The organism is Agromyces aurantiacus (assembly GCF_016907355.1).
Classification (GTDB): Bacteria; Actinomycetota; Actinomycetes; order Actinomycetales; family Microbacteriaceae; genus Agromyces; species Agromyces aurantiacus.
Genome location: NZ_JAFBBW010000001.1, coordinates 1,323,013 through 1,341,001, shown reverse-complemented (window position 1 = coordinate 1,341,001; position 17,989 = coordinate 1,323,013). Strand labels below are relative to the sequence as shown.

Genomic DNA, 17,989 nt, shown 5'->3' with positions numbered 1-17,989 from the left:
GGATGTCCCGGGCGCGGGTCGGGACATCCGCGGGACGCCGCACCCTGCCGGCCCGGGTCGCGCGGCCGGGAATCTGGGATCACCCACCCAGACACCGCCCGGAAAGGCACACGACCATGGACCTCTTCGCTTCCGCCACTACGACCGAGGATGCGGCGCCCGCCGCCGCGACTCCTGCCGACCACCCCGCAGGACGGGGCCGCGCCGCCGCGGCCGACCTCGGCCCCGTCCGCCCGACGCGCCTGCAGCGCCTCGGCGGCGCCGCCCTCATCGCCGCCCCGCTGCTCTTCACGGGCGGCATGCTCACCTCGCCCCCGCAGACCTCGCCCGGCGGCGAGGGCTACATCGAGTCGCTCGCGAACGACCCCGCGCTGAGCCTCTGGTCGGCGAACCTGCTGCACTACGGCTGGGTCGCGCTCGCGCTCGGCGCGTTCGCCACGCTCGGGCTGCTGCGCGGGCCGCGCGGCCGCGTGTTCCTGCCGATCGCGGCCGCGATCCTCGCGTTCGGCGCCATCCAGATGTCGGGCCTGCTGCTCTCGGACTGGTTCATCATCAGCGCCGGCAACACGCTCACGATGGAGCAGGCGATGCTCCTCGACGAGACCGCCAAGGAAGGGACGGTCGCGATCTGGCAGTACTCCGGCATCGTCGGCGGCCTGCTCGGCATCGGACTGCTCTCGCTCGCGCTCGCGCGCGCCAAGGCGATCTCGTGGTGGATCGCACTGCTCGGCTTCCTGCCGTGGATCGTCACGGGCTTCGGCCTCGGCCCGATCGGGATCGCGCTCGGCCTGGTCTGCTACCTGCCGATCCTCGTCGCGGGCGTGCGGCTGGTCGCCGCGCGCTGACCTCGACGGGGTCACGGGCCCGCGGTGCACGCGCACCGCGGGCCCGTCGCGTCGGGCGCGGAGCCCGGCATGCTTGCGCGCGTACCAGCCGGATCGTGCGGCACGCGGGCCGGGCGGGTCGTGCGGCACGCGGGCCGGGCGGGTCGCGCCAGCGGGCTCAGCTCGCCGCAGCGGCTCGCGGACCGAGCCCACTCTCGTACGCGAACACCCCCGCCTGCACTCGGTCGCACTGCCCGGGCTTCACGAGCGCGCGACACGGAGGTCTTCACGGTCGTCTTCTCCGCGTGGAGTGGCGCCGCGGCCGCTGCCCGCGATCGTCGCCGGCGATGCAAAGCGTCGCCGCAACCCCTCGACCCTCCTGCCGGCCCTCGCTAACGTGGCGCTCGAGCGGAGGGAGCGCACCACCATGGGAATCCTCGCAGTCGACCTGTTCATCACGCTCGACGGCGTCTATCAGGCGCCGGGCGGTCCGGAGGAAGATCCCTCCGGGGGCTTCGAGTACGGCGGATGGCAGGCGCCCTACCTCGACGACGAGTCGGGCGCGCGCATCGGAGCCGGCATCGACCGGCTCGACGCGCTGCTGCTCGGCCGCCGGACCTACGAGATCTTCGCCGACTACTGGCCGAAGCACGTCGACACCTCCATCGGGGCGAAGTTCGAGGCGGTCCCGAAGTTCGTCGCGTCGCGCACGCTGACCGACCCGGCCTGGTCGGGCACGACGGTCGTGACGGATGTCGCGGCCGAGGTCCCGGCGATCAAGGACCGCTTCGAGGAGGTCCACGTCATCGGCAGCGGCGCCCTCGCTGGGTCGCTGCTCGATGCCGACCTGGTCGACCGTCTCAACCTGTACGTGTACCCCATCGCGTTCGGCCGCGGCAAGCGACTGTTCGACGGCGGGCTGCCGGCCGCGTTCCGGCTCACCGAGCCGCCCGTCGGGTTCCCCGGCGGCGCCGTCGGGCTGTTCTACGAGCGCGCGGGCGTGCCGGTCACGGGCCTCCAGATGGGGCCCGAGTAGCGCGCGGCCCCGCCGCATCCTCGGAGATCGCCATGGCTCCGGACCGGATCGGGGAATCCACCCCGGTGATACGGCGATCCCCGACGATGTGGCGCCGGCGACCGCTGGTGCTCAGTCGAGCTCCTGGAAGAGCGTGAGCTGCAGCCCCGCTGGGCCTCGGAGCCGCGCGTTGATCGAGCGCCACGGGGTCTCGCGCGGCGACGCCTCGAGCTCGGCGCCCGCATCGACCAGCTCGCCGGTCACCCCGGCCGTGTCGTCGACCTCGAGCGCGACGCGGAGGCGGTCGCTGCGGCCTCCGTCGGTCTCGACCGAGTCGATGAAGCGCACTTGCGCCGGATTCGAGAGCTCGAGCGTCGCGCGCCCGGCGTCGAGGATGCGCACCTCGGCGCCGCCCTCGGCGCTGTAGGCCTCCTGCTCGGGCATGCCGAGCACGTCGCGATAGAACGCGAGCGCGGCCTCGAAGTCCTCGGCCTCGACGACGAGCCGCAGCTGCCGCACCCGGCCGCGACCCGTGCCTCCACGGCCTCCGCCGCCTCCGCCGCCACCCGGCACGGTCGTGTCATCCGTCATCAGTCGCTCCCTCCGCCTCGCCGCCGCGGAGGAGCCCGCGCAGCGTCTGGATCGTGTCGGCCTCGTCGGGCCGCTTGTCGTCGCGGTAGCGCTTGACGCGCGCGAAGCGCAGCGCGATACCGCCCGGGTACCGGCTCGAGCGCTGCACGCCGTCGATCGCGATCTCGACGACCGTCACCGGCTCGAGCCAGACGGCGTGCGCGCTGCGGCGGGTCTCGATCGTGGGGAAGTGCTCGGTCTGCCAGCGGAGCAGCTCGTCGGTGAGGCCCTTGAACGTCTTGCCGACCATGACGAAGCCACCCGGTTCGCCGAACTCGCCGACCGGGTCGAGCGCGCCGAGGTGCAGGTTCGAGAGCCATCCCGAGCGTCGCCCCGAGCCCCACTCGGCCGCGAGCACCACGAGGTCGTAGGTGTGCACCGGCTTGACCTTGAGCCAGCTCGCGCCCCGGCGGCCCGCCGCGTACGGCGCCTCGACGCCCTTGACGACCACGCCCTCGTGGCCCGCGGCGAGCGCCTCGCGCGCCACCCGCTCGGCCACCTCGGGGTCGGTGGTGACCTCGCCCGGGATGCGGTGCGGCCCCGCGACGCGCTCGAGCGCCTGCATCCGCTCGGCGAGCGGCTCGTCGAGCAGGTCGACGCCGTCGACGTGCAGCACGTCGAAGAACCACGGGTGCAGCAGCACCTCGCGCGCGGCCTCGGCCCCGAACCGCGACATCGTCTCTTGGAACGGGCGCGGTGCGCCGCTCTCGTCGAGCGAGAGGGTCTCGCCGTCGAGGATCAGGTCGCGCGCGGGCATGCCGCGGACCACCTCGACCACCTCGGGCACCCGGTGCGTGATCTCGGCGAGGTTGCGCGTGAAGACGCGCACCTCGTCGCCCGAACGGTGCACCTGGATGCGTGCGCCGTCGAGCTTGTACTCGACCGACGCCTCTCCGACCTGTTCGAGCGCGGCGCCGGCGGATGGCGCGGTGCCGGCGAGCATCGGCAGGACCGGCCGCCCCACCACGAGCCCGACGGCCTCGAGGTCGCCGGGCGCGCCCGTGAGCGCGATGCGCGCGGTCTCCCCGAGGTCTCCCGAGAGCATCGCGGCCCGGCGCACCATGTCGCCGGGGCGGTCGGCGGCCCGCGCGATCGCGTCGGTGAGCACGCCCTCGAGGGCGCCCGTGCGGAGCTCGCCGAGGATGACGCGGCTCACGAAGTCCTGCTCGCGGGCGGTCGCACGCGAGCCGAGTTCACGCAGGACGCGCGCGCGCTCGGCGGAGGACCCCGCGCCCGACGCCGTCGCGAGCTGATCGAGCGCCTCGTCGACGTCGAGCAGCGTCAGCGTCGCGTCGGACGCAGGCTCGCCCATCGCCCCGGCCAGCCCGCGCCATCCGACCCCGACGCGCCCCTGCCGCGGCTTCGCGGTCAGGAACCCCACGGCCGGCAGGATCTCGTCGGGCGCGAGGCCGCCGAGCAGGGTCGCGAGCGCGTCGACCTTCGCGAGCCGCGACCGCGTGGAGGCGACCCGCTCGGCGGTGGCGACGAGCTCATCGAGCAGCACGCGCCCAGTCTGGCACCCGCCGCCGACACGGCTCCGGGCGCGCGGACGCGGGTCGCCGATCGGCGCACGCGAGCAGGGCGCGCCGCCGAGGCGCACCCCGCCCGTGTGCCGCGACGCTCAGCAGGACGTCGCGTCGTTGCCGTCGAGCGACGCCAGCAGCGAGCCCAGGCCTCCGGGGCCGTCGACCCCGAAGAGCCGGGCGACGTTGCCGATGCCGAGGCGGGGCTCGTCGAACGAGCTCGAGTGCGAGCCGAGCCCGCCGTCGGAGCGTGCCGCCTGGGCGGAGACGACGCCCCAGCAGTTGCTGCCGTCCGCGGATTCCGCGGCGACCGCGGGGGTGGCCAGTGCAAGGGTGGCGGTCAGGCCGAGCACCCCGGCGATGGCGAGAGAGCGAGTACGCATGAGAACCTCCTGCTCGATCGGCGGCCGAGCGGCCGCCACGAGGGATTCGTCACGGCGCCGACCGCGGATTGGCGCGGGCCTGCCACCTGCCGAGCGCGATCGCCCGACCCGCCCTCAGACGCCGATCGCGAGCGCCGCGGTGAACCCCGACGCGACCGAGCCCGACATCGTCGCGAGCTGGTGGATGCCCCCGTCGTCGCGGAACACGTTGTCGGACGCCAGGCTCACCTGTGCGGCGTTGCGCACGCTCTGCTCGTATCCGCTCGTCGCGTAGACGAGCGCGTTGACCTCCTCGGGCAGGGCGATCTGCGAGGTCTTCACGATCGGGCCCGACGCGACGGCGTTCGCGACATCCGAGTACACCTCGAAGTGGATGTGCGGCCAGCGCCCCGTGTAGCACGCCGGATAGATCGAGGTGAAGGTGACGGTGCCGAGCGCGTCCGTCTCCTGCACGCCGCGCAGGTAGTTCTCGTGCTCGAGGCCCGCGCTGTAGAGCGAGTAGCCGCCGTCGCGGTCGCAGTGCCAGAGATACACCCCGGCGCCCGCGAGCGCGCCGCCGGTCGCGGCATCCCGCACGGTCAGCCGGATCGTGAGCGGCACGCCCTCGGCGACGGTGCTCGACGATCCGAAGCTCGAGCGGATGTCGCGGCGCACGATGCCCGAATCGTCGAGCACGTTCACGCCGTTGGATCCGTCGCCCGGGTACGGCCCGGCGGTCTCGTCGGGCACTTCGTCGACGGGCCCGGATGCCGCGGCGCTCGCCGACGGCGTCGCGCTCGCGCTCGACGACGTGCTCGGACTCGCGCCAGCGCTCGAACTCGACGCGTCGGAGTCGTCGACGCCGCAGGCGGCCAGCAGCGAGGTGAGCCCGATCCCGCCGAAGATGCCGAGCGCGCGACGGCGGTCGATGAGCGTGCGGATGTCGTAGGTGAGGCCGCGGTGGTCCTCGTCGATCTCGTGGCCGTGCTCGTCGACCCACCGCGGGTCGATCGTGGGGGGCGGGGTCGTCATGGCGGGGTCCTCCGTCGTTCGTCGTGGACCCACCGTCGTCGGCGCGCCTGTGCGCGCGCCATGGCGCGCCGGTGCGCCGCCTGTGGGTGGGCGCAGCGTCATCCGGGAGCACCGTCGCGATGACGGGGCGAGGCCGTACCCCAGTTCTGGTGACGTGACCGCCGTGAGCACGGGCGATACTGTCCAGTCATCGACCCGATCGGGGGTTGCGATGAGCGAGGATCGACGAGCGGCAGCGCCCGAGGGCCCGCCGCCGTCGGAGGCGCCCGAGACCGCGACACGGGTGGCGCGTCGACGGCGGAGCCGCACGTGGTACGCGGTCGGCGGGGCGGTGGGCGTCGCCGTGCTCGGTGCCACCGCGAGCGCGGTGATCACTCCCGAGCGCATCGATGCGCTGTTCGGGCGGAGCGATGCCGCCGGGGCGACGCCGACGTCGACGGTCGCGCCGATCGAGTACCAGACGGTGCAGCACACCTCCGGCGCGATCGCGCTGGATGTGCCGGAGGAGTGGGGCGCGCGGGACGCCCGCTGGGACGTCGACGAGCACCCCGGCGCGGCGATGAGGGTCGGCTTCCAGATCGAGTCGGTCACGCCGTTCGGGGTCGACGGCGCGTACGCGGGTGCCTCCGTCGCGTCGGCGCGCGCGGTCGACGCGACGTCCATGTCGGAGCCTGAGCGGCGCGATTGGCTGCGTGGCTACATCGTGCGGGATTGGACGGTCGACGGATGCGTTCCCCGGCCCGACCCCGGATGGGAGAAGGCGGGCTGGACGCTCGAGACGACGAGGTGGGAGGATTGCGCCTCCTTCGAGGATTCGCGGCTCGTCGAGTTCGCTGCGCTCCACGACGACGGCGAGGTCGTCCTCGTCGGCCAGATCAGCCTCACCGCGGAGACGCCCGACGCGGTCGCCGAGCACCTGATCGAGTCGATCGCGGTCCAGGCCGAGAAGCTCCCGAGCGGCACGACCACGGGCGATCTCGTGATCCCCTGATCCGCATCGGCTCCCGGCGGACGCTCCTCCCGTCCGCCGCTACGTCGCGTCCGGACCCATCGCGGTGGTGCCGTCGGACAGGACGGGCGAGAGCATCCCGAACAGGTTGCCGTCGGGGTCGAACAGGTAGCCGCCGCGGCCGATGCCCTGCATATCCTCGGCGGCCATGGCCTCGGTGGCGCCGAGCTCGATGCCGCGGCGCATGAGCTCGTCGACGCTGCCGTCGATCCCGACGACGATGTTGCAGCCGTTCACCGGCGCGCCGACCTCTGGGCGCGGGCCCTGCCGCTGCGTGAGTCCGCCGTTGATGCCCATCCCGGGGCGGGCGGCGACGTTGCCGATGGCGCCCTCTCCGGTGTCGATGGTCCAGTACGGCGTGTCGCCGTACTGCGTGAAACTCCAGCCGAGCAGCTCGGAGTAGAAGTCGATGAGCCGCTGCGGCTCGGTCGCGTGGATCTCGAAGTGCACGACGAGGTTGGCCATGATGTCTCCTTTGATCGGGTCGACGCGGCGCGCCCCCTCAGCCGCGCCGCGCTCGGATGCCGCACACGCTACGCCGCGGCGCCGACATCGTGAACCCCTCACCCGCGTCGGCAGGGGAGAATCATCCGGTGGCCCTCTTCTCCCGACGTGCGATGCCGACCGTGCGCACCCCGGCGCACGTCACGCCGATCGGCGAGGCGGAGCGGGATTGGCTCGACGCACATGTGGCGCTTGTGGCCGACGCGGGCTTCGACGTCGACGACGCGGACGCGCTGCGCCGGTGCTACGAGCAGTGGGCGGGCGCCTGGCGACGCGTGAACCCGCCCGAGCGCGACGACCCCGCGGTGATGGTCAACGCGCTCGGCGCCGCGTTCGGCGAGTTCCTGACGCATCGCACGGCGCTCGCGTGGGGGCTCGTCGAGGACGAGGGCGGGCTCGACCTCGCGCTGTTCCGTGGCCGCAGCGACGTGCTCATGCGCCCGGTGAGCTTCGTCGCCTCCCGCTGGTCGGCCGAGGAGCCCTCGGGCGCGTTCCTCGCCGCGACGTCGTCGCAGCTCGTGGCCGCGCTGTCGGGCCCGCGCCGCGGTCGCCGCGCGCGATCGGGCGAGGCGTCGGCGCGGCGCTGACCCGCGCACGCCGCCGCCGTTTCCGTCGCGCCGTCGCGCGCCGTCATCCCGGCGGGGCCCGTCGGCGCGCGCCGGTGTGCACCCGAACGGGGCTCTTGCCGGGCGCTCGGGGCGCCGATATCTTCGCGCTCGACGGGACCGCCCGCATCGACGCGAGCGCGGACCGCCTGGAGGATGTCCGATGTCCGATTTCTTCACCATGCACCCGGGCGAGACCGCCGCGCCCGTTCCCGACGGGCCCGTGCTGTGCCCGGCGACGCCGGCGATGCGCCGCGTCCACCGGGTCTTCCTGTGGGCGTACGACGAGGCCCCCGGGCTCGCGCGCTCCGCCGCCGACGGCGACACGGAGCGTTCGCGCTACGTCGGCGAGGTGCTCGGCAACTTCGACAAGCTGCTGCACGTGCACCACGAGGGCGAGGACCTGTACATGTACCCGCAGCTGGGCGAACGCGCTCCCGGCTGCGCCGTCCACATCGCGCAGATGCTGGCGCAGCACGAGCAGGTCAAGGGGGTCCTCGACGAGCTCGCACCCATCCGGGAGCAGTGGCGCGACAGCGCCGACGCCGAGCTCGGCGAGCAGCTCGCCGCCGGCTACGAGCGGCTCTCGGCCATGCTGAAGGAGCACCTGCGGCGCGAGGTCACCGAGGTCACGCCGGCGGTCGAGAAGGTGCTCACGCAGGAGGAGTTCGAGAAGCTCGCGAGCCACGGGGTCGACGCGTTCGAGAAGAAGGTGGTGCTCGCCTACCTCGGCATGATCCTCGCCACCAACCCGCCCGAGGACCAGAAGGCGTTCCTCATGGACATCCCGCTGCCGATCCGCCTGGCGTATCGCTTGGTCGGCAAGCGGCTGTACCGCGAGCAGTACTCCACGCTGTTCCCGGGTCGCGAGATCCCGCGAACGCTCTAGCCCGTCGCCCGTCGCCCGTCGCGCAACCGCCAGCGCTCCCCCTGCCGCCCCCTCGCCGGCCTCCATCGCGCTTGACACGCCCCGCGCCGTCCGCTGCAATATATTGCATGCCGCTGTCCGCTCGCGCCCGAGCCGAACGCCCCACGTCGCTGCGCGACTACGCGTACACGCACCTGCGCGACGCGATCGTCTCGGGCGAGCTGGCGCCCGGCGAGCGCCTGCGCGACCCCGAGCTCGAGGCGTGGCTCGGCGTCAGCCGCACCCCGATCCGCGAGGCCATCGCCCGGCTCGAGACCGCGGGACTCGTGCAGACGCGCCGCGCGAAGCAGACCGTGGTCGCGCCGCTCGACACGCGCTCCGCCCTCGCCGCCCAGCGCATCGCCGCGTCGCTGCATGAGCTCGCCGTGCGCGAGGCGGTGCCCCAGCTCACCGGGGCCGACCTCGACGCGATGCGCGAGGCCAACGCGCGCTTCGCCGCGGCGCTGCGCGCCGACGACGTCGACGCCGCGATCGCGGCCGACGACGCGTTCCACGCGGTCGCCGTGCGTGCGAGCGCCAACCCGCTGCTGCCGGGGCTGCTCGAGCAGGTCACCCCGCTCCTGCGCCGCCTCGAGCGCGCGCGGTTCGCCTCGCTCGCGGGCCGGGGCTCGGTCGCCGACCACGAGCGAATCGTCGCGCTCTGCGCCGAGGGGCGAGCGGATGACGCGGCCCGCGCCACGAACGAGAACTGGTCGACCCTCGGCCGGTTGCTCCACCTCGACGACGAGGACCACTCCCCCACCGCACCGATCGAAGGAGCACCATGGCCCTCGCCGACTTCCCCCGTCACCGGCTGACGTTCGGGCCGAGCCCGATCCATCCGGTCGACCGAATGAGCACGCACCTCGGCGGCGCGCGCGTCTGGATGAAGCGCGAAGACGTGAACTCCGGCCTCGCGTTCGGCGGCAACAAGACCCGCAAGCTCGAGTACCTCGTGCCCGATGCGCTCGCGAAGGGCGCCGACACGCTCGTCTCGATCGGCGGCGTGCAGTCGAACCACACGCGCCAGGTCGCCGCGGTCGCGGCGCACCTCGGCATGAAGGCCGTGCTCGTGCAGGAGCACTGGGTCGACTGGCCCGACTCGGTCAACGACCGCGTGGGCAACATCCTGCTCTCGCGGCTCATGGGCGCCGACGTGCGCCTGTCGCCCGCCGGCTTCAGCATCGGCTTCCGCGAGTCGTGGAAGCAGGCGATCGCGGATGTCGAGGCCGCCGGCGGCACGCCGTACCCGATCCCCGCCGGCGCGTCCGACCACCCGCTCGGCGGGCTCGGCTTCGCGAACTGGGCGCACGAGGTCGCCGCACAGGAGGCCGAGCTCGGCGTCTTCTTCGACACGATCGTGGTGTGCTCGGTCACCGGGTCGACCCACGCGGGCATGATCGCGGGCTTCGCCGACCTCGAGCACAACTTCGGCGGGCGCCCGCGCCGCGTGATCGGCATCGACGCGTCGGCGAAGATCGACGAGACCCGCGACCAGGTCGCTCGCATCGCCCGCAACACGGCGTCGCTCATCGACCTCGGCCGCGACCTCCGCGACGACGAGATCACGGTCCTCGAAGGCTGGGCGGGCGACCTCTACGGCATCCCGGTCGCCTCGACCGACGAGGCGATGCGACTCACGGGCCGCCTCGAGGGCGTCATCCTCGACCCGGTCTACGAGGGCAAGTCCATGGCGGGCCTCATCGACCTGGTGTCGAGCGGCGAGATCCCGCGCGACTCGAACGTGCTCTACGCCCACCTCGGCGGCCAGCCCGCCCTCAACGCCTACTCCGGCCGCTACCACTGACCCGTCCGGCCGCCCTCGCGCTCGGCGAGATGACGCGAACCGCTGCCCGAGCGTTCGTGGAGAACGGTTCGCGTCACCTGGGCGAACGGGCGCCGCGGCCAGCGCGGGGGCCGGGCCGGCGCGGGCGCCGGGCGCGGGCTGCGAGGATGGACGGATGGCCCGTGGCATCCGCTTCTCGTCAGACCCCGCCGAGCTCGACCGCGCTCGCGTGCACCGCTGGATCTCCGAGCACGCGTACTGGGCGCTCGGGAGGCCGCGCGCGGTGCAGGACGCCGCGATCGACGCGTCGCGCAACTATGGCGCGTACGACGAGACGACGGGCGAGCAGCTCGCGTACGCGCGCGTCGTGACCGACGGCGTGACGTTCGCGTGGCTGTGCGACGTGATCGTCGACCCCGGCGCGCGCGGTCGCGGCGTCGGCGTCGACCTCATCGGCTTCGTCGTCGCCGACCTCGAGCCGCTCGGCCTCAAGCGCATCGCGCTCGCGACGGGCGACGCGCACGGCCTCTACGCGCGCTTCGGGTTCGAGCCGCTGTCGAACCCCGAGCAGTGGATGGTGCGCGGCGTGAACGCGGTCGAGCCGACCGGGTGACGGCCTCGCCGGGCCGCGGACCCGGCACGCGCGCCGCATCGGCGACCTACCATCGACGGGTGGACTCCTCCGTGCTCGCCCCTGCCGCCCGCGTGCTCGCGGCCGAGGAGTGGCGCGCCCGCGAGGCCGCGCATGCCGAGCGGGCCGACACCCTGACCGCCGGGCACCGCGCGCGCCGCGCGCGCGGCGAGCCGCACCCCATCGAGGACTTCCTCTTCACCTACTACTCGTACTCGCCGGCGGTGCTGCGGCGCTGGCACCCGGGTGCGGGCGTCGAGCTGGCGGATGCCGCGGGCACGCCGCGCGCGGAGTGGCGGTGGTACGCGGCGGGCGCGACCTCCGGTTCGCTCACCGTCGACGTCGAGGCGATGCGGCGCGAGAAGGGCGCGATGCTCGACCTCGTCGAGCGGATGCTGCGCCTGACCGCCGCCCGACCCGGGCAGTTCGGCTGCTTCGGCCTGCACGAGTGGGCGATGGTGTACCGGCAGCGCGAGCACCGCCATCCGGTGCCGCTGCGACTCGGCCAGGAGGCGACCGACGACGTCGTCGAGGCGCACGAGCTGCGGTGCACGCACATCGACGCGTTCCGCTTCTTCACGCCCGACGCGGTCCCCCGCAACCGGTTCGCGCCGACCCGCGAGAGCCAGCCCGAGCTCGAGCAGCCGGGATGCCTGCACGCCGGCATGGACGTGTACAAGTGGGCGGTCAAGCTCGGCCCGCTCGTGCCGGGCGAGCTGCTGCTCGACGCGTTCGAGCTGGCCCGCGACATCCGGTACCTCGACATGCAGGCCTCGCCGTACGACATGGCGCCCTGGGGCGGCGAGCCCGTGCGCATCGAGACGCCCGAGGGCAAGGCCGAGTACGTGCGGCGGCAGCGCGGCTTCGCCGAGCGCGGCACCGCGCTGCGCGCGCGGATCCTCGAGGCCTCGCTCGGCGGCTGAGCGGATGCCGCGCCGGCACGCCGCCGGCACGGCCCCGTCGCGGCATCCGCCGTTCAGCGCGCGGGCTCGGCCGCGCGCGGCTGCTGCTGCAGCCACTCGTCGAACGTCTGCCGCGCGATCGTCGCGCCCGGCCCGGGCAGGGTGTCGCCGCGCCGCATCGCGGCCCACTGCCGCCCGGGCAACGTCACCGCGACGACCGGGCCGCGCACGCCGGTCGCGCGGGCGAGCCGGCGCACCATGTCGTCGAGCCGCTCCTCGCGCGGGCCGGCGAGCTCGGGCGCGTGACCCGTGGGCGTCGCCTCGGCGAGCGCGACGAGTCGCTCGCCGACCTCGCGCGCGGCGACGGGCTGCGTGCGGATCCGCGGCGCGAGGTGGACGCCCGCGATCGTGAGGGCGTCGAGCATCTGCGCGGCGAACTCGTGGAACTGCATGGCCCGCAGGATCGTCCACGGCACCTCGCCGGTCTCGACGGCGCGTTCCTGCGCGAGCTTGCCCGCGTAGTAGCCGTACGGGGCGCGGTCGATGCCGACGATCGAGAGGCACACGTGGTGCGCCACGCCGGCGGCGCGCTCCGCGGCGAGCAGGTTGCGGGTGGCGGTGGTGAAGAACTCGGCCGAGCGCGTCGCCGACAGCGACGTGGTGTTGCTCGTGTCGATCACGGCGTCGACCCCGGCCAGCGCCGCGGCGAGCCCGTCGCCCGAGCGCAGGTCGACGCCGTTCGATCGGGTCAGCACGACGACCTCGTGCCCGCGCTCGCGCGCGGCGTCGACGGCGTGGCGTCCGACGGTGCCGGTTCCTCCGGCGATGGCGATCCTCATCGGTGGTCCTCTCGTTCGGTTCGGTCGGTGGTGAGGGCGGGCTCGGATGCCGCGACCGCGCGCCGCGGCGGCAGGCACAGCGGCACGGCCAGCACGAGCGTGCTCGCGAGCGCGATCGGCTGCGCGATCGCGTCGATCGGCGCCAGCCCGTGCAGGTGGCCGAGGTGGTAGACCAGGTGCGGTATCGAGAAGACCAGCCAGGCCGCGCCGACCGCGACCGAGGCATCCGCCCGCCGCATGAGCGCCGCGACGACGCCCGCGGCGACGAGGCCGAGGTAGAGCGCGCCGACGTCGCGCACGAGGTGCTCGTTGTACGGCCCGTCGGCGCCGACCCAGGCGCCGAACAGGCCGGGTGCCGGGAAGGCGTCGGTGAAGCTGCGCGGCGCGACGAGCGCCCACGCGCCGACGTACGCGCCGAGCGCGTTCAGGGCCCACAGGATGGTGCGTCTCCAGTTCGTGTTCACACCCATCCGACGACGCAGCCCGCCGGAATGTGAGGTGGTCGGCGAGATCCGATCGGTGCGAGGGTGGAACCATGACGGCGGGCGAAGGCACACGGGCGGGTACCACGGCCGAGGCGGTCGCGCTCGAGGCCGAACGGAGGACGCTCACGGGCCTCGCCTACCGCATGCTCGGCACGATCGCCGACGCCGAGGACGCCGTGCAGGAGACCTACGCGCGCTGGTACCGGATGTCGCCCGCCGAGCGCGACGCGATCGCGAACCCCGGCGCGTGGCTCGTGCGGGCGGCGGGCCGCGTGTGCCTCGACCAGCTCGGGTCGGCGCGTGCGCGCCGCGAGCACTACGTCGGCGACTGGCTGCCCGAACCGCTGCCGGACGGCGCCGGCATGTTCGCGGTGCCGGCGGCGAGCGACCCGCTCGACCGGGTCGCGCTCGACGAGTCGGTGTCGACTGCGCTGCTCATCGTGCTCGAGTCGCTGACCCCGGCCGAGCGCGTCGCGTTCGTGCTGCACGACGTCTTCGCGGTGTCGTTCGCCGAGATCGCCGAGGTCGTCGGGCGCTCACCCGACGCGTGCCGGCAGCTGGCGACCTCCGCGCGTCGCAAGGTGCGCGAGCGTCGCGCGGGCAGCGCGACGCGCGAGGAGCACGACGAGGTGGTGCGCGCGTTCATCGACGCGGCCGGCGCCGGCGACGTGAACGCACTGCTCCGCGTGCTCGACCCCGAGGTGGTGCTCGTCTCCGACGGCGGCGGGCTCGCGTGGGCCGCGAGGCGCCCCGTGGTCGGCGCCGAGCACGTCGGGCGCATGCTGCTCGGCATCCGCGACAAGCGCGGCCCCGCGCTCGAGGCATCGCTGCACGAGACGGCCGACGGGCTCACGATCGCGTTCGCCGAGGCCGGCGTGGTCGACGGCGTGTTCGTGATGGAGGTCCGCGACGGCCGCATCACGCGGTTCTGGATCATGCGGAACCCCGAGAAGCTGCGGCTCTGGAACGCGTGAGCGCGCGGGCCGCTTGCCCGATGTCGGACCCCGGTCGTAGCGTCGGCACATGGACGATCGGGAACGCGGCCGCGTGCTGCTCGACGAGATCGCGCCGAGCTTCCTCGAGCGCGAGGGCGTGGGGTTCGGCCGCATGTTCGGCTCCGACGGGTTGTCGATCCGCGGCAAGTACTTCGCGTTCACCTCGCACCTCGGCGATCTCGTGGTCAAGCTCGATCGCGACCGCATCGGCGAGCTGGGCCTCGAGAACATGGTCATGCGGGGTCGGCCGATGGCCGAGTGGGCCGTGGTGCCGCTCGATGCGGGCGCCGATCGATGGCGCGAGGTCGCCGACGAGGCGTTCGCCTTCGTCGATGCGATCACCCCGGGTGCGGATGCCGCGGGGCCGGCCTGACCGCGCGCCCGCGGGTCGCGCGCGCCCGGGTCGGGGTCCTGCCGAGCCGCGTGCAGCGGTGTTAGCATCGCGCTCGGCGACATCCGTTCCCGATGGCCGCCGACGCCGGCCGCACCCGACAGGAGGCGCACATGCCCGGATCCGATGACCTCGTCGCCGGTGCGCCGGCCTGGGTCGACGTGTCCACCACCGACCTCGACCGCACGGTCGCGTTCTACGAGTCGCTCTTCGGCTGGACGGCCGAGCGCGGCGACGAACGGTACGGCGGCTACGTCACGTTCCGGCACGGCGACGAGCGGGTCGCGGGGGCCGCGCTCCGGCAGGAGTCCGACCCGGCTCCGCCGCACTGGACCGTGTACCTGCTGACCTACAACGCCGCCGCCACGAGCGAGCGCGTCGCGGAGGCCGGCGGCACGGTGCTCTTCGAGCCGATCGACATCCCCGAGATGGGCGTCATGGGTCTCGCGATCGACGCCACGGGCGCGGTCGTCGGCTACTGGCAGCCGGGCGGCCTCGCCGGCTTCGACGCGTTCGGCGAGCTCGACACGGCGACCTGGTTCGAACTCGCGGCGAGCGACTTCGATGCCGCCGAGCGGTTCTACGCGCACGCGTTCCACTGGAGCATCGACCGCGGCGAGGGCGAGCCCCGCTACGGCGCCTACATCCATGCGCACCGCACCTACGCGGGGATCCTCGATGCGAAGGAGCTGCTCGGGCCCGACTTGCCGCCCTCGTGGAGCGTCGCGTTCGGCGTCGAGGATGTCGAGCGGGCGGTCGAGCGCGCGGTCGCCGCGGGCGCGACGCTCGTGGTCCCGCCGTGGGACCTCCCGTCCGGCCGCCGAGCCGGCCTGAGCGACCCGACCGGGGCGTACTTCGTCGTGGCGTCGGAGCCGTCGGCGTGAGCGCCGGCGTGCCCGGCTCCGAGTGGGACGTCGTCATCGTGGGCGGCGGCAGCGCGGGCCTGAGTGCCGCGCTCATGCTCGGCCGCTCGCGTCGGCGCGTGCTCGTCGTCGACGGCGGCGAGCCGCGCAATCGCGTCGCGGGCCACATGCACGGCGTGCTCGGCCGCGACCACACGTCGCCCCTCGACCTGCTCGCCGCGGGCCGCGCCGAGCTCACGCGCTACGACGGCGTCGCGATCGAGTCCGCGTCGGTCGCCTCCGCGGCGGTCCTCGATGCCGACGAGCCCGCGTTCGAGGTCGAGCTCGAGTCGGGCGAGCGGCACACCGCCCGGCGCCTGCTCGTGGCCACGGGCCTCGCCGACCGGCTGCCCGACGTGCCCGGGCTCGCCGCGCAGTGGGGCTCGGGCGTGGTGTCCTGCCCCTACTGCGACGGCTGGGAGGTGCGCGACCGTCGCATCGCCGTGGTCCCGACCACGGCGGCGAACGCGCACCAAGCGCAGCTGCTCCGGCAGCTCTCGCCCGAGGTCGTCTTCCACGTCGCGGGCATCGCGCTCCCGCCGGCGGCGCGGACCGCGCTGGAGGCGCGCGGCATCGAGCTCGAGGAGCGCGCGGTGGCCGAGGTCGTCTCCGGCGACGGCGGCGCGCTCCGCGCCATCCGCTACGACGATGGCACCGAACGCGAGGTCGACGCGATCTTCGTCGCACCGCGCCCCGAGCCGAACGACGCCGTGCTGCGGCAGCTCGGCGCCCGGCGCATGCGCAGCGACGGCGTCGAGTGGGTGATCGCCGACGAGGACGGACGCACGAGCGTGCGCGGGCTCTGGGCCGCGGGCAACGTGATCACCGCCCGGGCGACCGTGCCGATGTCGATGGCGGCGGGCAACGCGGCCGGCACCGCGATCAACGCCGACCTCATCGACGAGGACATCCGCGCGGCGGTGGCCGCCGCCGGCTGAGCGGTGGCACGACGCGCCGCCGCTCGTCGCGCCGCCGCTCGTGGGGTCGGGCTCAGGCGAGCGGCGACCGCGTGATGCGGCTGCGACCGACCGCGAGCCAGACGCCCGCGATCGCGAGCCAGAGCGGCATGGTGCCGCCCGGCAGGCCGGGGACACCGCTCACGATGACGGCGCCGAGCGTGAGGACCGCCGCGAGCGCGGAGACGGCGCCGAGGACCCGTGAGACGTTGCGCTCGACGAACGCCATCCAGGCGAGACCGCCGGCCGCGGCGACGACCCCCAGCCAGGGCATGTAGGCGCCGAAGTCGGTGAGCATGTAGTACACGAAGCGGCCGTTCGGGTCGTAGCTGTCCGACTCCGGCCCCAGGTAGTTCGCGAGCCCGCCGCGCCACCCGTAGCCGAGGATCAGGCCGGCGATCGTCGCGATCAGGCCGCCGCTGACCGCGCGCGCGGCGGTCGACCGGGTGAAGGCGGTCTCGACGTGGCGGCGCCACGCCGCCTGGAAGACGAGCAGTGCGACGATCGCCACGACGCCGGCGACGTAGCCGTACCGGGCGAGCGTGGGGTCGAGCTGGACCATGTCGGCAGCGGTGACCGTGTACCGCTCGCCCTGCTCGACGGCGGCGAGCTCGCCCTCGGGCCGGAGATCGGTCAGCACGGTGCCGATGAAGCCCGCGACGCCCGCGAGGGCGCCCCAGAGCGGCCAGCCGCGGAAGCGGGCGGGACGGGCGACGGCGTCGGCCGCCGGGCCGGCCGTGAGGGCGGCGTCGATGGGTGAGGAGGACATGCGGGGACTCGTTTCGTTCAGCGAGCGCCGCGCGGGGCGGCGCGTGCCGCGGTCGCGGCACCGTCTCAGGCTCGACGGCCCGACGGCCCGGGGCACAGGTGCGGATGTCCTCGACCCGGGTGGGACGCGCGACCGGGACGCGACGTGCCCGGCGCCGCCGCGCCGCCGCTCAGGACGTGGTCGTCGAGGCTCCGAACCCGGCATCGCGCGCCATCACGATGAGCGCGCTGCGATCGGGCGCTCCGAGCTTGGTGAGGATCCCATACACGTAGTTGCGCACGGTCTTGCTCGTGAGCACGAGCGTGCGCGCGATCGAGCCGTTGTCAAGGCCGCGCGCGACGAGCTCGAGCACCTCGGTCTCACGTTCGGTGAGCTCGGGGAACGGGCGCGACGCCGACTCGGGCGCCGTGCCGCCGAGCACCGCGACGGCGCGCGCCGCGACATCCGCACCGAAGAGCACCTCGCCGTCGGCGACGGCGTGGATGGCGCGCTCGACCTCGCGCGGCGAGGCGACCTTGAGCAGGTAGCCGCGTGCGCCCGCGCGCATCGCGGCGAAGAGCGAGTGGTCGTCGCCGAGCATCGTGAGCACGAGCACCGCGATCTCGGGATGGCGCCGGGTGATCGACCGGGTCGCGTCGATGCCCGACCCGGTGCCGAGGTCGAGGTCCATGAGCACGACGTCGGGCCGTCGCGCATCGACGAGGTCGAGCGCCTCGTCGACGGTCGCGGCGTCGCCCGCGACCTCGACGTGGTCGAGGGTCTCGAGCAGCGAGATGATGCCGCGCCGGAAGAGCGGGTGGTCGTCGACCACCGCGACGGTGATCGTGCGCTGCGCGTCCATCGCTGCTCCGTTCGTGGGCGTCCCGCGATCCAGTGTGGCATCCGGGCGATGGTCGGCCGGATGGTCCGAGCCTGCCGGTCC

The 17,989-nt window shown here is 74.1% G+C and carries 22 protein-coding genes; 13 read left to right on the top strand and 9 right to left on the bottom strand.

All coding sequences use genetic code 11. From position 1 onward, the window contains the following. Nucleotides 1–116: 116 nt before the first annotated feature. A complete protein-coding gene (locus JOD46_RS06435; RefSeq protein ID WP_204392620.1) occupies nucleotides 117–845 on the top strand; it encodes a hypothetical protein in 729 nt (242 codons plus the stop codon). A 406-nt stretch (nucleotides 846–1,251) separates the two neighbouring features. Continuing rightward, a complete protein-coding gene (locus JOD46_RS06430) occupies nucleotides 1,252–1,860 on the top strand; it encodes a dihydrofolate reductase family protein (RefSeq protein WP_204392618.1) in 609 nt (202 codons plus the stop codon). Nucleotides 1,861–1,971: 111 nt separating this feature from the next. On the opposite strand, the gene JOD46_RS06425 is transcribed toward JOD46_RS06430, so the two are convergent. The 4 genes from JOD46_RS06425 to JOD46_RS06410 all read right to left on the bottom strand — a co-directional run bounded on the left by JOD46_RS06425 (nucleotide 1,972) and on the right by JOD46_RS06410 (nucleotide 5,386). Beyond that, nucleotides 1,972–2,430, bottom strand: a complete 459-nt coding sequence (locus tag JOD46_RS06425) for a VOC family protein (protein ID WP_204392616.1) — start codon at nucleotides 2,428–2,430, stop codon at nucleotides 1,972–1,974. Then, nucleotides 2,420–3,973, bottom strand: a complete 1,554-nt coding sequence (locus JOD46_RS06420; protein ID WP_204392615.1) for an ATP-dependent DNA ligase — start codon at nucleotides 3,971–3,973, stop codon at nucleotides 2,420–2,422. Before JOD46_RS06420 ends, JOD46_RS06425 begins: the two co-directional genes overlap by 11 nt. A 117-nt stretch (nucleotides 3,974–4,090) precedes the next feature. Next, nucleotides 4,091–4,375 (bottom strand): hypothetical protein, encoded by a 285-nt coding sequence (locus JOD46_RS06415; RefSeq protein ID WP_204392613.1) that lies wholly within the window; start codon nucleotides 4,373–4,375, stop codon nucleotides 4,091–4,093. A 114-nt stretch (nucleotides 4,376–4,489) separates the two neighbouring features. Beyond that, a complete protein-coding gene (locus JOD46_RS06410; protein ID WP_204392611.1) occupies nucleotides 4,490–5,386 on the bottom strand; it encodes an intradiol ring-cleavage dioxygenase in 897 nt (298 codons plus the stop codon). 211 nt (nucleotides 5,387–5,597) lie between these two features. On the opposite strand from JOD46_RS06410, the gene JOD46_RS06405 reads away from it, so the two are divergent. After that, nucleotides 5,598–6,377, top strand: a complete 780-nt coding sequence (locus JOD46_RS06405) for a hypothetical protein (protein ID WP_204392609.1) — start codon at nucleotides 5,598–5,600, stop codon at nucleotides 6,375–6,377. 39 nt (nucleotides 6,378–6,416) lie between these two features. On the opposite strand, the gene JOD46_RS06400 is transcribed toward JOD46_RS06405, so the two are convergent. After that, on the bottom strand, nucleotides 6,417–6,860 hold the full coding sequence (locus JOD46_RS06400) for a VOC family protein (protein ID WP_204392607.1): 444 nt from the start codon (nucleotides 6,858–6,860) through the stop codon (nucleotides 6,417–6,419). A 128-nt stretch (nucleotides 6,861–6,988) separates the two neighbouring features. Here JOD46_RS06400 and JOD46_RS18900 point away from each other — a divergent pair, with 128 nt between their 5' ends. The 6 genes from JOD46_RS18900 to JOD46_RS06370 all read left to right on the top strand — a co-directional run bounded on the left by JOD46_RS18900 (nucleotide 6,989) and on the right by JOD46_RS06370 (nucleotide 11,751). Beyond that, nucleotides 6,989–7,486 (top strand): DUF3806 domain-containing protein, encoded by a 498-nt coding sequence (locus JOD46_RS18900; RefSeq protein WP_204392605.1) that lies wholly within the window; start codon nucleotides 6,989–6,991, stop codon nucleotides 7,484–7,486. Between the two features lie 181 nt (nucleotides 7,487–7,667). Beyond that, entirely contained in the window at nucleotides 7,668–8,393 is a 726-nt protein-coding gene (locus JOD46_RS06390; protein ID WP_204392603.1) for a hemerythrin domain-containing protein, read from the top strand. A 107-nt stretch (nucleotides 8,394–8,500) separates the two neighbouring features. Then, nucleotides 8,501–9,229, top strand: a complete 729-nt coding sequence (locus JOD46_RS06385; protein WP_204392601.1) for a GntR family transcriptional regulator — start codon at nucleotides 8,501–8,503, stop codon at nucleotides 9,227–9,229. Next, entirely contained in the window at nucleotides 9,196–10,218 is a 1,023-nt protein-coding gene (locus JOD46_RS06380; RefSeq protein ID WP_204392599.1) for a 1-aminocyclopropane-1-carboxylate deaminase, read from the top strand. The genes JOD46_RS06385 and JOD46_RS06380 overlap by 34 nt, the downstream gene beginning before the upstream one ends. A 154-nt stretch (nucleotides 10,219–10,372) precedes the next feature. Beyond that, nucleotides 10,373–10,810, top strand: coding sequence for a GNAT family N-acetyltransferase (locus JOD46_RS06375; RefSeq protein WP_204392597.1), 438 nt, complete (start codon nucleotides 10,373–10,375; stop codon nucleotides 10,808–10,810). Nucleotides 10,811–10,869: 59 nt separating this feature from the next. After that, complete coding sequence (locus JOD46_RS06370; protein ID WP_307834932.1) at nucleotides 10,870–11,751, top strand: 3-methyladenine DNA glycosylase; 882 nt, start codon at nucleotides 10,870–10,872, stop codon at nucleotides 11,749–11,751. Nucleotides 11,752–11,804: 53 nt separating this feature from the next. Here JOD46_RS06370 and JOD46_RS06365 read toward each other — a convergent pair whose 3' ends face one another. Then, on the bottom strand, nucleotides 11,805–12,569 hold the full coding sequence (locus JOD46_RS06365) for an SDR family oxidoreductase (protein WP_204392595.1): 765 nt from the start codon (nucleotides 12,567–12,569) through the stop codon (nucleotides 11,805–11,807). Next, nucleotides 12,566–13,033, bottom strand: a complete 468-nt coding sequence (locus JOD46_RS06360; RefSeq protein ID WP_204392593.1) for a hypothetical protein — start codon at nucleotides 13,031–13,033, stop codon at nucleotides 12,566–12,568. The genes JOD46_RS06365 and JOD46_RS06360 overlap by 4 nt, the downstream gene beginning before the upstream one ends. A 71-nt stretch (nucleotides 13,034–13,104) precedes the next feature. Between JOD46_RS06360 and sigJ the strand changes: the two genes are divergently transcribed. The 4 genes from sigJ (at nucleotide 13,105) to JOD46_RS06340 (ending at nucleotide 16,280) form a co-directional block, all read left to right on the top strand. After that, complete coding sequence (sigJ, locus tag JOD46_RS06355) at nucleotides 13,105–14,028, top strand: RNA polymerase sigma factor SigJ (protein WP_204392591.1); 924 nt, start codon at nucleotides 13,105–13,107, stop codon at nucleotides 14,026–14,028. A 49-nt stretch (nucleotides 14,029–14,077) separates the two neighbouring features. Beyond that, nucleotides 14,078–14,422, top strand: a complete 345-nt coding sequence (locus tag JOD46_RS06350) for a hypothetical protein (RefSeq protein ID WP_204392589.1) — start codon at nucleotides 14,078–14,080, stop codon at nucleotides 14,420–14,422. Nucleotides 14,423–14,553: 131 nt separating this feature from the next. Then, nucleotides 14,554–15,324 (top strand): VOC family protein, encoded by a 771-nt coding sequence (locus JOD46_RS06345; protein ID WP_204392587.1) that lies wholly within the window; start codon nucleotides 14,554–14,556, stop codon nucleotides 15,322–15,324. Next, nucleotides 15,321–16,280, top strand: coding sequence for an NAD(P)/FAD-dependent oxidoreductase (locus JOD46_RS06340; protein ID WP_307834931.1), 960 nt, complete (start codon nucleotides 15,321–15,323; stop codon nucleotides 16,278–16,280). Before JOD46_RS06345 ends, JOD46_RS06340 begins: the two co-directional genes overlap by 4 nt. A gap of 52 nt (nucleotides 16,281–16,332) precedes the next feature. Here the strand turns inward: JOD46_RS06340 and JOD46_RS06335 are convergent, their stop codons facing one another. Beyond that, nucleotides 16,333–17,067 carry a hypothetical protein gene (locus JOD46_RS06335; RefSeq protein WP_204392585.1) on the bottom strand — a complete coding sequence of 245 codons (735 nt, stop codon included), beginning with the start codon at nucleotides 17,065–17,067 and terminating at the stop codon, nucleotides 16,333–16,335. A gap of 169 nt (nucleotides 17,068–17,236) precedes the next feature. Next, nucleotides 17,237–17,908: a response regulator transcription factor gene (locus tag JOD46_RS06330; RefSeq protein ID WP_204392583.1), complete on the bottom strand. Its 672-nt coding sequence runs from the start codon at nucleotides 17,906–17,908 to the stop codon at nucleotides 17,237–17,239. Nucleotides 17,909–17,989 lie beyond the last annotated feature (81 nt).